This window comes from Streptomyces sp. NPDC098781 (assembly GCF_044759995.1).
GTDB lineage: Bacteria > Actinomycetota > Actinomycetes > Streptomycetales > Streptomycetaceae > Streptomyces.
In genome coordinates this window covers 622586-636709 of sequence record NZ_JBIWAK010000004.1, presented here as the reverse complement: position 1 = coordinate 636709, position 14124 = coordinate 622586, and the positions used below count along the sequence as shown (strand labels likewise).

Here is a 14124-nt window from a genome sequence, read left to right as displayed (position 1 = left end):
CCACCCTAGCGAGCGGCGCTCACAGCCAGCCGTTGCGCTTCAGCGTGCGGTGGATGCCCAGACAGATCGTCACCGTGATGGTCATGATCACCGGGTAGCCGTACTTCCAGTGCGTCTCGGGCATGTAGTCGAAGTTCATGCCGTACACACCGCACACCATCGTCGGTACGGCGATGATCGCGGCCCACGAGGTGATCTTCCGCATGTCCTCGTTCTGGGCGACGGACGCCTGCGCGAGGTTGGCCTGGAGGATCGAGTTGAGCAGCTCGTCGAAGCCGATGACCTGCTCGTGCACGCGCGCGACGTGGTCGGCGACGTCCCGGAAGTACTTCTGGATGTCCGGGTCGATCAGCCGCATCGGACGCTCGCTCAGCAGCTGCATGGGGCGCAGCAGCGGCGACACCGCGCGCTTGAACTCCAGCACCTCACGCTTGAGTTGGTAGATCCGCCCCGCGTCGGTGCCGCGCGGCGTGCCCTTGCGGCCCGGCGAGAAGACCTCCGTCTCCACCTCGTCGATGTCGTCCTGCACCGCGTCGGCGACGGCGACGTACCCGTCGACGACATGGTCGGCGATGGCGTGCAGCACGGCCGACGGGCCCTTGGCGAGCAGCTCGGGGTCGTCCTGGAGGCGGTGCCGCAGCGCGCGCAGCGAGCCCTGCCCGCCGTGCCGGACGGTGATGAAGAAGTCCCGTCCGGTGAAGCACATGACCTCGCCGGTCTCGACGATCTCGCTGTTGGCCGTGAGTTCGTCGTGCTCGACGTAGTGGATGGTCTTGAAGACGGTGAACAGGGAGTCGTCGTAGCGCTCCAGCTTGGGGCGCTGGTGCGCCTGCACCGCGTCCTCGACGGCCAGCGGGTGCAGCCCGAACTCGCTTGCGATACCGGAGAATTCGGCCTCGGTCGGTTCGTGCAGGCCGATCCAGACGAAGCCGCCGTCCCGGCGCACCTGGCGCATCGCCTCGTGCGGGGTCAGGGGCTTCGGGGTCTCGACCCGGGCGCCGTGCCGGTAGACGGCGCAGTCGACGACGGCCGAGGGCGTCGCCGGGTCGCGGGTGGTGTCGTAGGCGCCGTTGTCCTTGCGCAGCGAGACGCGGGACGGGCGGACCACGGCACGCAGGTCGCGGATCATCGACATGAGCAGGCTCCTTCGCAACGGGCAACGAAGCGTGGAGAACCGCGGCCCGGTTGGAACTGCCCGGAATGGGGACGTCCTGACCTCAGGATGTTTGGCACGTCCACAAAGCGGGGAGCACCGCACCGTCGCGGTGATGTGGGCTTCGTTGCTGATTCAGATCGGACCGATCAGGCCAAGCGAAACGAAGTGCTCTTCCGGGTGAGGACGCAAGCGTGAGAGGACGGCGGTCAGCCGGAGCGGAACAGCCGAGTCAGCTACATCAACGGCGGGAAGAGCGAGTGGTACTGCACGGTCGACTTCGATCCATGACAGCCCCACCTCCTCCGGCCGGTCCCTCGTGAGGGACGTTCCATACCCCTTTCGGGGTTCCCCGTAGGGGAGTCTCAATCTCGGTGCGGGATACGGTCGCGATGCTCACGCATGCCGTCCCGAACACCGGGCAAGAGTATCAGCCGACTGAAGTGTCAAGGCGCTGCTTTGCCTGGTACTGACGAGTTCTATGCTCGCGACATGGCTGATGTTCTCCCTCTGGTCGAGGCCCGGTTGCGCACCGCGCTCGGCGAACCGGACGCCCGTGCGGCGGTCACCTTCCTGGGTACGGACCGCATCGAGGTGCTCCGTTTCCAGCAGGGCGACATCGTCCGCTACGCCACGCTCGGCATGTCCGCCCAGCCCATGAACGACCCCAACGCGATGGTCGCCGACCCGGTCAAGGGTCCGCGTGCCGAGCTGGTCCTCTCTGTCCGCGCCGGCCTCGCCGACACCGACAAGGTGCTCCGCCCGCTCGCCGTGCTCGCCGCGTCCCCGCAGGTCGAGGGTGTGATCGTGGCCCCCGGCGCTTCCCTGGACGTCGGCGAGACGCTCTGGCCCGGCGCCCCGTTCACCTCCGTCCTGGTCGCCGAGCCGGGCGGTCTGGTCGAGGACCTCGAACTCGACGAGCCCCTCGACCCCGTGCGCTTCCTGCCCCTGCTCCCGATGACCGCGAACGAGGCCGCCTGGAAGCGGGTGCACGGCGCCCAGGCCCTCCAGGAGCGCTGGCTCACGAGCGGGACGGACCTGAGGGATCCCGCCCGCAGGTCCGTCCCGCTGGAGTGAGGAACCTCACCAGTCGGTGGCCGAAAACCGTCACTTGGCGAACACCGTCACTTGGCGAACACCGTCAGTTGGCGAACACGGCGACGCTGTCCTCGGCCGCGTGCTTCGTCTCCAGCTCCTCGGCCTCGTGCGTGAGCGCCCTGCGCCGTACGACGACCACGAGCGCGCCCGCCACCGCCGTGACCGCCGCCACCACGAACGGGACGCGGATGCTGCCGGTCCACTCCTCGATCCGCGGCGCGAAGTAGGGCGCGGCCGCCGCCGCGAACCAGCGCACGAAGTTGTAGCCCGCGCTCGCCACGGGGCGCGGCGCGTCCGAGACGCCGAGGGCCAGTTCCGTGTAGACGGTGTTGTTCACGCCGATGAACGCGCCGGACAGGATCGTGCAGACGACGGCCGTGGTGTGGTCGCCGTAGCCGAGGATCAGCACGTCCGCCGCGAGCAGCACCAGCGAACCGCCGAGCACCTTCAGCGAACCGAAGCGCTTCTGTAGACGCGGCGCCACCAGCACGGAGAAGACCGCGAGCAGCACACCCCAGGCGAAGAACACCGCGCCCGACCGGTACGGGCTCATGTTCAGTACGAACGGGGTGAAGGCCAGCACCGTGAAGAACGTGTAGTTGTAGAAGAAGGACGAGATCGCCGCGGAGGCGAGGCCGCCGTGTCCGAGCGCCTTGATCGGGTCCAGCAGGGAGGTCTTGCGGGCCGGCTTGGGCTGTTCCTTCAGGAACACCGCGATGCACAGGAAGCCGACGGCCATCAGGAACGCCGTACCGAAGAACGGATAGCGCCAGCTGGCGTCGCCGAGCAGCGCGCCCAGCAGCGGGCCGCACGCCATGCCGAGGCCGAGCGCGGACTCGTACAGCAGGATCGCCGCCGCGCTGCCGCCGGCCGCCGCGCCGACGATCACGGCGAGGGCGGTGGAGACGAAGAGCGCGTTGCCGAGTCCCCAGCCCGCCCGGAACCCGACCAGTTCGCCGACCGATCCGGACGTGCCCGCGAGCCCGGCGAAGACGACCACGAACGCGAGGCCGAGCAGCAGGGTCCTGCGACCGCCGATCCGGCTGGAGACGAAGCCGGTGACCAGCATCGCCACGGCGGTGATGAGGAAGTACGAGGTGAAGAGCAGGGAGACCTGGCCGGTCGTGGCGTGCAGGCCGCCGGCGATGGACGGCAGGATCGGGTCGACGAGTCCGATGCCCATGAAGGCGACGACGGACGCGCCGGCGGTCGCCCATACGGCTCGCGGCTGCCGCAGGAGGCTGCCCGCTCCCGCGTCGAAGGGGTCCATTTCCGTTCTCCGATCCGGACTGGGGTGGTTGGTCGCTACACATAATATGTTAGCTAGCCTAATTAATGCAAGCTACATCTATATTCCCGCGGGTCCGCCGTCCCCGGGTTCGGCGAACCGGTTCCGCCCGGAAGGGTGATCGTCCTTGACGTGGCGCAGAACGGGTAGGACCGTGGGGGCCTATGAGGGGCGAACCCAGTTGCCCGAAGTGTGGTGGCCGGGTCAGGGCTCCCGGACTCTTCGCCGACACCTGGCAGTGCGATGTGCACGGCACCGTGCACCCGGTGCAGCCCGTGATCCCGCCCAGCGTCGAGGCCCTCGGTGTGGTCGTGCACCGCACCCAGGTGCCGGTGTGGATGCCGTGGCCGCTGCCGATCGGCTGGCTGTTCACCGGGGTGGCCAGCGCGGGGGACGACCGCAGCGGGGGCAGAGCGACCGCCGTCGCCTGCTCCGGACCCGGTCCGCTCGGAGGCATGGGCGAGATGATCCTGGTCGCCGAGGAACTCGGCGTCGGGCTGGGAGCTCGCTACGCCGGCACCGACGGCCCGGACCCGGGCCCCTATATGAACGTCGAGAAGCCGCCCCAGGCCAAGGTGCTCGCCGCCGGACGGCCCACGCCGCTGTGGCATGTCTCGGGGACGCCCGACGACCGCGCCGTGTTCGCGGGGGAGGCGCTCGGGATGTGGTTGTGGGCGGTCATGTGGCCCGAGCAGTCGGGGTTGTTGATGTACGACGAGCTGGTGCTGACGGATCTGCGGGACGCCGGGGCCGAGGTGGAACTGGTTCCCTGTGGGGCGTTGTCGCCGCGCTTGCTCGAGCCGTAGCGCCCCCACGGGGGTGGGGTGCCCTTGGTGGGCGGCTGCGGGTTGTGTGTGGCTGGTCGCGCGGTTCCCCGCGCCCCTGAGTGGGCTGATGTAAGGGGCGCTCGGCTGTACGGGGGTGACAGAGGTGGTTGAAAAACTGGTTATCCTTGAGCGGCCCCTTCCGTATCGTCCCCGTCTGGAGTCTGTCGTGCGTATCGATCTGCACACCCACTCCACCGCTTCCGACGGCACGGACACGCCCGCCGAGCTGGTGCGCAACGCCGCCGCGGCCGGGCTGGACGTCGTGGCGCTCACCGATCACGACAGCACCCGTGGATACGCCGAGGCCATCGCCGCGCTGCCGACGGGGCTCACCCTCGTGACCGGCGCCGAGCTGTCTTGTCGTATCGACGGCATCAGCATGCACATGCTGGCCTACCTCTTCGATCCCGAGGAGCCCGCGTTGCTCGCCGAGCGGGAGCTGGTGCGCGACGACCGGGTGCCCCGGGCCCAGGGCATGGTCGCCAAGCTCAACGCGCTGGGCGTGCCCGTCACCTGGGAACAGGTCCTGCGGATCGCCGGCGACGGTTCGGTCGGCCGGCCGCATGTCGCCACCGCTCTGGTCGAGCTCGGGGTCGTGCCGACCGTGGACGACGCCTTCACCGAGGACTGGCTGGCCGACGGCGGGCAGGCCCATGTGGAGAAGCACGAGACCGACCCCTTCGAGGCGATCCGGCTGATCAAGGCCGCGGGCGGCGTCGCCGTCTTCGCGCACCCCGCCGCGAGCAAACGCGGCCGTACGGTGCCGGAGACCGTCATCGCCGAGCTGGCCGCGGCCGGGCTCGACGGCATCGAGGTCGATCACATGGACCACGAGCCCGACACCCGTGCGCGGCTGCGCGGGCTCGCGAAGGAGCTCGGGCTGCTGGCCACCGGGTCCAGTGACTACCACGGCAGCCGCAAGACGTGTGTGCTCGGCGAGTACACCACCGACCCCGAGGTCTACGGGGAGATCACGCGGCGGGCCACCGGGGCGTTCCCGGTGCCGGGGACCGGCGGGGTCTGAGGCCCGCACTCCCACGTCCGTTTTTCCCGGGTTCGCTTCTCGCCCCTCGCTGTCGCGTGCCCGTGTCCGCTCGCTCGTTTCCTCCGCAAGGCACTCATGTTCGACGTCGCCGTCTTCGGCTCCCTCTTCCTGACCCTGTTCGTCATCATGGATCCCCCCGGGATCACCCCGATCTTCCTCGCCCTCACCGCCGGCCGCCCGGCCAAGGTGCAGAAGCGGATGGCCTTCCAGGCCGTCTGTGTGGCGGGCGGGGTGATCGCGGTGTTCGGGCTCCTCGGCCACCAGATCCTCGACTACCTGCATGTCTCCGTCCCCGCGCTGATGATCGCGGGCGGGCTGCTGCTCCTGCTGATCGCGCTCGACCTGCTCACGGGCAAGACGGACGAGCCCAAGCAGACCAAGGACGTCAACGTCGCCCTCGTCCCGCTGGGTATGCCCCTGCTGGCCGGACCCGGTGCGATCGTGTCCGTCATCCTCGCCGTGCAGAAGGCCGGCAGCGTCGCCTCCCAGGTGTCGGTGTGGTCGGCGATCCTCGCCATCCATGTCGTGCTGTGGCTCGTGATGCGGTACTCGCTGCTGATCATCCGGGTCATCAAGGACGGAGGCGTGGTGCTGGTGACCCGGCTCGCGGGCATGATGCTGTCCGCGATCGCCGTGCAGCAGATCATCAATGGCGTCACGCAGGTGATCCAGGGCGCCTGAGCCCGAGGTGGGCGCCCCGATAACGCGAAGCCCCCGCACGGCGTGCTGCCGTACGGGGGCTTCGAAGCTTCTGTGGGTGGTACGCGTCTGTCGGGAGGCGGATGTATGTCGTCGTACGTCTGTCGTCGTGCGTCTGTCGCGTCTGTCGGTGTGTCGCGTCTGTCGTCTGTTACGAGGCCGTGGTCTCGGCCGGTCGGATCCAGAGCCGCTGGCCGGTTGCCGCGGCCTGCTGAACGATCCGGTTGACGGAGGCGGCGTCCACGACGGTGCTGTCCACGGGCGTGCCGTCGAACTCGTCGAGTCGCATGATTTCGAAGCGCATGGCTTCTCCCTTCGTCTGGTCATCCTCCTGCGGAGAACTACTTGGTCACACGGGTAACAACCTGCTTCGGGTCGCAAACATTCCCTACGCTAAGGAAATTTTTTCAGTGTCTAAATACTGACCGGTAAAGGACCGGTCGGTGATCAAGGGAGGACTGACCGGGACCGGTTGTGTTCGCAGCGTGACCGCCGGGACAATGGAGGCAATGAACGACGACCTCGGCGCACTCGCCGCCCGCATCGACCGCACCAACGAGCTGCTGCAACGCATGCTCGCCGAGGTGGCGAAGACGCCCTCGACCCACGCGATCTTCGTCGACGCGGGGTATCTGTACGCGGCCGCGGGGCGACTGGTCGCCGGCACGGAGGACCGCCGTGCCTTCGACCTGGACGCCGAGGGCCTGATCGAGGCGCTCATCGACCGGGCCCGCACGATCTTCGCGGACAGCAGGCTGCTGCGGGTCTACTGGTACGACGGCGCGCGGCGCCGCATCCACACCGCGGAGCAGCAGTCGATCGCCGAGCTCCCGGACGTCAAGGTGCGGCTGGGGAACCTCAACGCCAACAACCAGCAGAAGGGCGTCGACTCACTGATCCGGACCGATCTGGAATCCCTCGCCCGGCATCGCGCCATCAGTGACGCGGCCCTGCTCGGCGGCGACGAGGACCTGGTGTCCGCCGTGGAGGCCGCGCAGGGGTACGGGGCACGGGTGCACCTGTGGGGGATCGAGGCGCCGGAGGGCCGCAACCAGGCCGAGCCGCTGCTCTGGGAGGTCGACAGCCAACGCACCCTCGACCTCGACTTCTTCAAGCCGTACGTCTCCCGGCGCACGGCCGCCGCGTACGAGGCGGCGGGGGCGCGGCCGACACGGGAGGACGTCCGGTTCGTCGGCGCCCAGATCGCGGCCAAGTGGCTCGCCGCGCGGGGCCGGGAGTCGCTGGTCGAGCTGCTGCCCGGACATCCCTACCTTCCCGGCTCGGTGGACCAGGATCTGCTGGTGGAGGCGGAGGGGCTGCTCCAGTACTCGCTGCGAGGCCAGGCCGATCTGCGGCGGGCGCTGCGGGACGGGTTCTGGGAGCACCTCCAGACGCAGTACTAGGGCCTGTCGTTTGGATCAGGTCGGCTGAGAGGGACTGCGCCTGTCGGCCGGCCCGAGCGGGGTCTGGTGCGTGCAGCTGCAAGGCGGAGGAGGGAGTCGACGCGGAGCGTCGGCGAGTGACGACAACGCGGCAGATGTGCGTGCCAGGCCCCGCGACGCCGGCATGATCCAAACGACAGGCCCTAGGCGTCCGCCCGCACGCCGTCCCAGAAGTCGGCGACCGCCTGGGCGGTGCGCAGGGGCTGATCGGCGTTGGGGGAGTGCTCGGCGCCGGGGATGATCGTGCGGCGCGCCTTCAGGCGGTCGGCCATCTCGTCGAGGACCGGGACCGGCCAGGTGTCGTCGCTGGCACCCGAGAGCACGTGGAACGGCAGCGGGAGGGCGGCGAGTTCGTCGACCCGGTCCGGTTCCGTGCACAACTGACGTCCGGTGGCGATGAGTTGGGCCGGCTTCGTGCCGAGCCAGCGGCGGCGCAACAGATCCTCCCCGCCGATGCCGCGGGCCGGCCCGCCGACCTCCTCCGGCGGTCCCATCGCGAGGATCGCCTCCCAGGTCTCCGTCATGGTCATCGCCGCGAGGGCGTCCCGCAGAAGCTTCACCCGCTGCTGCTGGGAGTCGGAGATCTGGGCCGGGCCCGATGACATGAGGGTGAGTGACCGGAACGGCGTGTGGTCGAGGAGGACGGCCGCGCGGGAGATCTGGCCGCCCAGGGAGTGACCGAGGAGGTGGACGGGAGCGTCGCCGACGGCCGCCGCCTGGGCGAGTACGTCCCTGGCCAACTCGCCGCGCGCGTACGCGGATTCGTCGTCCTCCGGCCCGTCCGACTCGTGCTGTCCGCGTCCGTCCACGGCGACGGTGCGGTAGCCGCGGTCCGCCAGCGGCTCGTGCATCAGCGTGAAGTCCTCCTTGCTGCCCGTGAATCCGGGGAGCAGCAGGGCCGTGCCTCGGGGTTCGACGCCCGGGGTGGCCGGGTGGTCGACGACGGCGAAGGCGCCGCGCGAGGTGTGGAGGGGGTAGGCGCGGGCGTTCGGGGGCGGGGTGAAGGCGGGTTGGGTGGTCACGGGGGGAGGGTAACCGGTGCCGTGCCGTGGGGGTCCGGGCCGGCGGCCTGAACGGGCCTTGTCCCCGAAGGCCGGACGGGCCGGGGGTGTCTCGGGCCAAAAACGCCGACGGCCCGGCCCCGCGTGCAGCGGGACCGGGCCGTCGTACGGGAGATCAGCCCTCCGTCGGCTCCGCGGTGGCCGTGGCCTTGCGGGTGCGGCGGGCCTTGGGCTTGGCCTCGGCCGTGCCGTCGGCGGCCTCCACCGTCGCCGCGGCGGCCTTGCGGGTCCGGCGACGCGGGGCGGGTGCCTCGGTGGCCGTCGGTTCCTGCGTGGCCTGGGCCGGGATGTCAGCGGCCTCGCCGGTCGCCGCGGTCTTGCGGGTGCGGCGGGCCTTGGGCTTGGCCTCGGTGGCCTCCGCCGTGTCGACGGCGGTCTCGGCCGCCGCCGTCGCCTTGCGGGTACGGCGCGGCTTGGTCTCGGCGGCCTCCGGCTCGGCCATCGCCACGGCGGCCTTGCGCGTCCGGCGCGGCTTGGCCTCCACTGCCTCGGCCGTGTCCACAGCGGACTCCGCGGTGGCCGTCGCCTTGCGGGTGCGGCGCGCCTTCGGCTTGGCCTCGGCGGCCTCCGGCTCCTGGGCCGTCTGGGCCGGGATGCCGGCGGCCTCGGTCACCTCGGCGGCCTCGGCTGCCGCCGCGGTCTTGCGGGTGCGGCGGGCCTTGGGCTTGGCCTCGGTGGCTTCGGCCGTGTCGACAACGGCTTCGGCGGCGGCGGTTGCCTTGCGGGTGCGGCGAGCCGCGGGCTTGGGCTCGGCGGCCTCGGTCACCTCGGCGGCCTCGTCGGTCGCCGCGGTCTTGCGGGTGCGGCGGGCCTTGGGCTTGGCCTCGGTGGCTTCGGCCGTGTCCACGGCGGTCTCCGCCGTGGCGGCTGCCTTGCGGGTGCGGCGGCGCGGCTTGGTCTCCGTCGCCTCCGGGGTCTCCTCGGGCTCCGCGGCCTGCGGCAGGGCGGGGCTCTCGGTCGCCTGGGCGGCGGCCTCAGTCGCGGCCGGCTCAGCCGACTTGCGGGTGCGGCGGCGGCGCGGCTTGGCCGTGGTCTCCTCGGGGGCGTCCAGGGCCGGGCCCTCCGCCGTCGTGACGGCGGCCTCCGCGGCCTCCTCGGCGACCTGCGTCACGGCCGGGTTCTCCGCCGCTGCTCCGTTGCGGGTGCGGCGACGGCGACGCGGGGTGCGCGGTGCCGAGCCGGACTCGGCCGGGGTGGCCTCGGCGGTCTCCTGCGCGGTCACGGAACCGGCCGGGGCCTGCGTGCCGTCCAGCGGGGTTCCGCCGCGCGTACGGCGGCGGCGACGCGGCGTACGCGCCGAGGGCTCACGGTCCGGGGAGGACGAACGGGACTCGTCCCGGCCGCCCCGGCCACCGCGTCCGCGCGCACCGCGTCCGCCGGTCTCGCCGAGGTCCTCCAGCTGCTCCGCGTCCAGCCCGGCGCGGGTGCGCTCCGAGCGGGGCAGGATGCCCTTGGTGCCCGCGGGGATGTTCAGTTCCTCGAAGAGGTGCGGGGACGTGGAGTACGTCTCCGGCGGGTCGTTGAAGTTCAGCTCCAGCGCCTTGTTGATCAGCTGCCAGCGCGGGATGTCGTCCCAGTCGACGAGGGTGATCGCGATGCCCTTGGCGCCCGCGCGGCCGGTGCGGCCGATGCGGTGCAGGTACGTCTTCTCCTCTTCCGGCGACTGGTAGTTGATGACGTGCGTCACGCCCTCGACGTCGATACCGCGGGCGGCGACGTCGGTGCAGACGAGGACGTCCACCTTGCCGTTGCGGAAGGCGCGCAGGGCCTGCTCGCGGGCGCCCTGGCCGAGGTCGCCGTGGACCGCGCCGGCCGCGAAGCCGCGCTGCTTGAGCTGGTCGGCGAGGTCGGCCGCGGTGCGCTTCGTGCGGCAGAAGACCATGGCCAGTCCCCGGCCGTCGGCCTGAAGTATGCGCGCGACCATCTCGGGCTTGTCCATGTTGTGCGCGCGGAACACGTGCTGCGAGGTGTTCGCGACGGTGGCGCCCGCGTCGTCCGGCGCGGTGGCGCGGATGTGGGTGGGCTGCGACATGTAACGGCGCGCGAGGCCGATGACCGCGCCCGGCATGGTCGCCGAGAACAGCATGGTCTGGCGCCTGGCCGGCAGCATGTTGATGATCTTCTCGACGTCGGGCAGGAAGCCCAGGTCGAGCATCTCGTCGGCCTCGTCGAGGACGAGCGCCTTGATGTGCTTGAGGTTGAGCTTCTTCTGGCCCGCGAGGTCCAGCAGTCGGCCCGGGGTGCCGACGATCACGTCGACGCCCTTCTTCAGGGCCTCGACCTGGGGCTCGTAGGCCCGGCCGCCGTAGATCGCGAGGACGCGTACGTTACGCACCTTGCCCGCGGTGAGCAGGTCGTTCGTCACCTGCGTGCACAGCTCGCGGGTGGGGACGACGACGAGCGCCTGCGGGGCGTCGGTGAGGGCCTCGGGCTGGGCGCGGCCGGCCTCCACGTCCGCGGGGACGGTGACGCGCTCCAGAAGGGGGAGGCCGAAGCCCAGCGTCTTGCCGGTGCCGGTCTTGGCCTGGCCGATGACGTCCGTGCCGGAGAGGGCGACGGGGAGGGTCATCTCCTGGATGGGGAAGGGATTGATGATGCCGACGGCTTCAAGGGCCTCGGCGGTCTCGGGAAGGATTCCGAGCTCTCGGAAAGTCGTAGTCAGGGTGCTGCCTCTTCTGTGTACGCGGTGCGAGGCGAGCGCGGGGGTCTTGACGGACCGTGCCGGGGACGTCGGCTGCCTTACGGGATGGCCGTAGGGCACGGGACCACTGCCGACGCTCTAGCGCTCGTACCGCTGAGGGTGTCCCTCCGGTCGTCGTACGCAGAGTGCCGTACGTCCGGGGAGGGCTGTCGGGTCGGAGCCGATCGGGCCACCGACCGGGCATCCTCATAACGTGCGGCCCGTCGAGTACGTCAGAGTGCTCAGCGGGCGCATTACCACCATACCCCGGAAACGCGCACATGCGATGGCCGAATTGGTCACGTAGTCGTCGTCACAGTGATTGACCAGGGACTTCCGTGGCTTCCCAAGCGGGCTATTGTGCGCTTCATGACGACGCCTGACAACACCCCTGACGCCTCCGGCACCGCCGACTCCACCGTCGAACAGACCGGGGTCGCCGCCCAGGACTGGGCGCGGGCCGCCGCCGATCCGCAGTACCGGGCCGCTGTCGTCGACCTGCTCGGCGCGCTGGCCTATGGCGAGCTGGCGGCGTTCGAGCGGCTGGCCGAGGACGCCAAGCTGGCGCCGACCCTGGCGGACAAGGCGGAGCTGGCGAAGATGGCGTCGGCGGAGTTCCACCACTACGAGAAGCTGCGGGACCGGCTGACCGAGATCGGCGCCGAGCCGACGGAGGCGATGGAGCCGTTCGTCGCCGCGCTGGACGGCTTCCACAAGCAGACCGCGCCGTCGGACTGGCTGGAGGGCCTCGTCAAGGCGTACGTCGGTGACTCGATCGCCAGTGACTTCTACCGGGAGGTCGCGGCTCGGCTCGATTCGGACACGCGCGGGCTGGTGCTCGCCGTGCTGGACGACACCGGGCACGCTTCGTTCGCCGTGGAGAAGGTGCGGGCCGCCATCGACGCCGATCCGCGGGTCGGCGGGCGGCTGGCCCTGTGGGCCCGGCGGCTGATGGGCGAGGCGCTGTCCCAGTCCCAGCGAGTGGTCGCCGACCGGGACGCGCTGTCCACGATGCTGGTCGGGGGCGTCGCGGACGGCTTCGATCTTGCCGAGGTCGGGAAGATGTTCTCGCGGATCACCGAGGCGCACACCAAGCGGATGGCTGCGCTGGGGCTGGCGGCCTAGGGCCGCTCGCCCCGCACCCCTGACCCCAGCCCATGGGGGTGGCCGCCGGCGTCACGGTTCCGGCGGCCGGTCCTCGGGGTCTACGCGGTCGCCGAGTGCCGGCGCAGTCTTCCCGCGGGGCGTACCAGCAGGGAGAGAGAGGCGGCCGAGAAGATCGCCGCGCCGACGAGGATCACGAACAGGTTGCCGAAGTCGAGCGCGGTGTGCGTGATGAAGGCGCCGAAGAGCGCTCCGGCGACACCCGTCGGCAGCACCAGCGAGCGGGTGGGCAGGCGGTGCGGCAGGCGGGTTGCGGCGGCCCATGCCAGGGCCAGGCCGAGGATCGCGGAGCTGAGCGCTTCCAAGAGCATGTTGGGGTCCCTCCCACATGGCCGACCTGCTCGAAACGGTCGTAGCCCGTCATACCCCTGACCTGCGGAATGCAATCCTCCCCTGTGACCGGCCGGTGCGCCGTCCGTGCGGACGACGGGAGGGCCCGGCGACAGTGTCGCCGGGCCCTCCCGTCATACCTGTGCGGGCGATACGCCCACTCCGCTGGCGGCTTCTACAGCGCGCCGAAGCCCACCTTGCGCGGAGCCGGCTCGCCGAGTTCCACGTAGGCCAGTCGGTCGGCCGGGACCAGGACCTTGCGGCCGTGCTCGTCCACGAGGCTCAGCAGCTGCGTCTTTCCGGCCAGCGCCTCGGACACCGCCCGCTCGACTTCTTCGGCACTCTGACCGCTCTCCAGAACGATCTCGCGGGGCGCGTGCTGCACGCCGATCTTGACCTCCACGCCTTTGTCCCTCCGACGGTCAGTGAAGTGCGCGACCTTCCGCGCCGTACCCTGCACACATTAGCCCGGTGAGGGGACGTACACCCTCCGCCCAAGAACGCCAACAGCGAACAGCGGACGGGAACAGACGCCCCGGGACGGGCCCCGCGTCAGTGGTGCTCGCTGCCGTGCAGCGGGAAGCCGGCGATACCGCGCCACGCCAGGGACGTCAGCAGCTGCACCGCCTGGTCGCGCGGGACGCTGCGGTCGCTGTGCAGCCAGGAGCGGGCCACGACCTGGGCGAGACCGCCGAGGCCGGAGGCGAGCAGCATCGACTCCGCGCGCGAGAGGCCGGTGTCCTCGGCGATGACGTCGCAGATCGCCTCGGCGCACTCGTTGGTGACCTTGTCGACGCGCTCGCGCACGGCCGGCTCGTTCGTCAGGTCGGACTCGAAGACCAGGCGGAAGGCGCCGCCGTCGTCCTCGACGTACGCGAAGTACGCGTCCATCGTCGCCCGTACGCGCTGCTTGTTGTCGGTCGTCGACGCGAGCGCGTTGCGTACGGCCTGGATCAGGGACTCGCAGTGCTGGTCCAGCAGCGCGAGATAGAGGTCGAGCTTGCCCGGGAAGTGCTGGTAGAGCACCGGCTTGCTGACGCCGGCGCGCTCGGCGATGTCGTCCATCGCGGCAGCGTGGTAGCCCTGCGCGACGAAGACCTCCTGGGCCGCGCCCAGAAGCTGGTTCCGTCGGGCACGGCGTGGCAGGCGAGTGCCCCGCGGGCGTGCCGCCTCTGTCTGCTCGATGGCTGTCACGCCGCCTCCCAATGTCGTCCACATGCGGTGTGCGCCGCGTCGCCATCGTACTTTTCGGTAACCCTGGTGTGCGCGGTGCGAGCGCAGAATTTCACGGACCGGACGGTGACGAAAGTCGCGCAGAAGGTTTGAAACCTGGATGG

Annotated in this window: 14 protein-coding genes; 6 read left to right on the top strand and 8 right to left on the bottom strand. The window is 70.6% G+C overall.

From position 1 onward, the window contains the following. Positions 1-19: 19 nt before the first annotated feature. The gene (locus ACIQWG_RS19765) at positions 20-1135 is read right to left on the bottom strand and encodes a magnesium and cobalt transport protein CorA (RefSeq protein ID WP_404097202.1); all 1116 of its coding nucleotides are present in this window, start codon (positions 1133-1135) and stop codon (positions 20-22) included. A gap of 510 nt (positions 1136-1645) precedes the next feature. Between ACIQWG_RS19765 and ACIQWG_RS19760 the strand changes: the two genes are divergently transcribed. Continuing rightward, entirely contained in the window at positions 1646-2230 is a 585-nt protein-coding gene (locus ACIQWG_RS19760; RefSeq protein WP_404097199.1) for a suppressor of fused domain protein, read from the top strand. A gap of 64 nt (positions 2231-2294) precedes the next feature. Here the strand turns inward: ACIQWG_RS19760 and ACIQWG_RS19755 are convergent, their stop codons facing one another. Continuing rightward, positions 2295-3521, bottom strand: coding sequence for an MFS transporter (locus tag ACIQWG_RS19755; protein WP_404097196.1), 1227 nt, complete (start codon positions 3519-3521; stop codon positions 2295-2297). Between the two features lie 182 nt (positions 3522-3703). On the opposite strand from ACIQWG_RS19755, the gene ACIQWG_RS19750 reads away from it, so the two are divergent. The 3 genes from ACIQWG_RS19750 to ACIQWG_RS19740 all read left to right on the top strand — a co-directional run bounded on the left by ACIQWG_RS19750 (position 3704) and on the right by ACIQWG_RS19740 (position 6092). Then, entirely contained in the window at positions 3704-4345 is a 642-nt protein-coding gene (locus ACIQWG_RS19750; RefSeq protein ID WP_404097193.1) for a DUF6758 family protein, read from the top strand. Positions 4346-4532: 187 nt separating this feature from the next. Further along, a complete protein-coding gene (locus ACIQWG_RS19745) occupies positions 4533-5390 on the top strand; it encodes a PHP domain-containing protein (RefSeq protein ID WP_404097191.1) in 858 nt (285 codons plus the stop codon). 96 nt (positions 5391-5486) lie between these two features. Continuing rightward, entirely contained in the window at positions 5487-6092 is a 606-nt protein-coding gene (locus ACIQWG_RS19740; protein WP_404097188.1) for a MarC family protein, read from the top strand. Positions 6093-6261: 169 nt separating this feature from the next. On the opposite strand, the gene ACIQWG_RS19735 is transcribed toward ACIQWG_RS19740, so the two are convergent. After that, a complete protein-coding gene (locus ACIQWG_RS19735) occupies positions 6262-6414 on the bottom strand; it encodes a hypothetical protein (RefSeq protein WP_093747204.1) in 153 nt (50 codons plus the stop codon). A 205-nt stretch (positions 6415-6619) separates the two neighbouring features. Here ACIQWG_RS19735 and ACIQWG_RS19730 point away from each other — a divergent pair, with 205 nt between their 5' ends. Continuing rightward, positions 6620-7513, top strand: a complete 894-nt coding sequence (locus ACIQWG_RS19730) for an NYN domain-containing protein (protein WP_404097186.1) — start codon at positions 6620-6622, stop codon at positions 7511-7513. A gap of 182 nt (positions 7514-7695) precedes the next feature. On the opposite strand, the gene ACIQWG_RS19725 is transcribed toward ACIQWG_RS19730, so the two are convergent. Both ACIQWG_RS19725 and ACIQWG_RS19720 read right to left on the bottom strand, forming a co-directional pair. After that, entirely contained in the window at positions 7696-8574 is an 879-nt protein-coding gene (locus tag ACIQWG_RS19725; RefSeq protein WP_404097183.1) for an alpha/beta fold hydrolase, read from the bottom strand. A 154-nt stretch (positions 8575-8728) separates the two neighbouring features. Further along, on the bottom strand, positions 8729-11182 hold the full coding sequence (locus ACIQWG_RS19720; protein ID WP_404097180.1) for a DEAD/DEAH box helicase: 2454 nt from the start codon (positions 11180-11182) through the stop codon (positions 8729-8731). Positions 11183-11662: 480 nt separating this feature from the next. Between ACIQWG_RS19720 and ACIQWG_RS19715 the strand changes: the two genes are divergently transcribed. Beyond that, positions 11663-12418 carry a ferritin-like domain-containing protein gene (locus tag ACIQWG_RS19715; protein ID WP_404097178.1) on the top strand — a complete coding sequence of 252 codons (756 nt, stop codon included), beginning with the start codon at positions 11663-11665 and terminating at the stop codon, positions 12416-12418. Between the two features lie 80 nt (positions 12419-12498). Here ACIQWG_RS19715 and ACIQWG_RS19710 read toward each other — a convergent pair whose 3' ends face one another. The 3 genes from ACIQWG_RS19710 to ACIQWG_RS19700 all read right to left on the bottom strand — a co-directional run bounded on the left by ACIQWG_RS19710 (position 12499) and on the right by ACIQWG_RS19700 (position 13981). Continuing rightward, positions 12499-12768: a hypothetical protein gene (locus ACIQWG_RS19710; RefSeq protein WP_404097175.1), complete on the bottom strand. Its 270-nt coding sequence runs from the start codon at positions 12766-12768 to the stop codon at positions 12499-12501. A 194-nt stretch (positions 12769-12962) separates the two neighbouring features. Continuing rightward, entirely contained in the window at positions 12963-13190 is a 228-nt protein-coding gene (locus ACIQWG_RS19705) for a DUF3107 domain-containing protein (protein WP_147993573.1), read from the bottom strand. A 149-nt stretch (positions 13191-13339) separates the two neighbouring features. After that, positions 13340-13981, bottom strand: a complete 642-nt coding sequence (locus tag ACIQWG_RS19700; RefSeq protein WP_031479313.1) for a TetR/AcrR family transcriptional regulator — start codon at positions 13979-13981, stop codon at positions 13340-13342. Positions 13982-14124: the final 143 nt, after the last annotated feature.

What these genes read in the sequence shown, in the direction of transcription:
- ACIQWG_RS19765 (WP_404097202.1), bottom strand. Translation starts at nt 1,135, where the DNA reads ATGTCGATGATCCGCGACCTGCGTGCCGTGGTCCGCCCGTCCCGCGTC.
- ACIQWG_RS19720 (WP_404097180.1), bottom strand. Translation starts at nt 11,182, where the DNA reads ATGACCCTCCCCGTCGCCCTCTCCGGCACGGACGTCATCGGCCAGGCC.
- ACIQWG_RS19710 (WP_404097175.1), bottom strand. Translation starts at nt 12,768, where the DNA reads ATGCTCTTGGAAGCGCTCAGCTCCGCGATCCTCGGCCTGGCCCTGGCA.
- ACIQWG_RS19740 (WP_404097188.1), top strand. Translation starts at nt 5,487, where the DNA reads ATGTTCGACGTCGCCGTCTTCGGCTCCCTCTTCCTGACCCTGTTCGTC.
- ACIQWG_RS19755 (WP_404097196.1), bottom strand. Translation starts at nt 3,521, where the DNA reads ATGGACCCCTTCGACGCGGGAGCGGGCAGCCTCCTGCGGCAGCCGCGA.
- ACIQWG_RS19730 (WP_404097186.1), top strand. Translation starts at nt 6,620, where the DNA reads ATGAACGACGACCTCGGCGCACTCGCCGCCCGCATCGACCGCACCAAC.
- ACIQWG_RS19760 (WP_404097199.1), top strand. Translation starts at nt 1,646, where the DNA reads ATGGCTGATGTTCTCCCTCTGGTCGAGGCCCGGTTGCGCACCGCGCTC.
- ACIQWG_RS19735 (WP_093747204.1), bottom strand. Translation starts at nt 6,414, where the DNA reads ATGCGCTTCGAAATCATGCGACTCGACGAGTTCGACGGCACGCCCGTG.
- ACIQWG_RS19715 (WP_404097178.1), top strand. Translation starts at nt 11,663, where the DNA reads ATGACGACGCCTGACAACACCCCTGACGCCTCCGGCACCGCCGACTCC.
- ACIQWG_RS19750 (WP_404097193.1), top strand. Translation starts at nt 3,704, where the DNA reads ATGAGGGGCGAACCCAGTTGCCCGAAGTGTGGTGGCCGGGTCAGGGCT.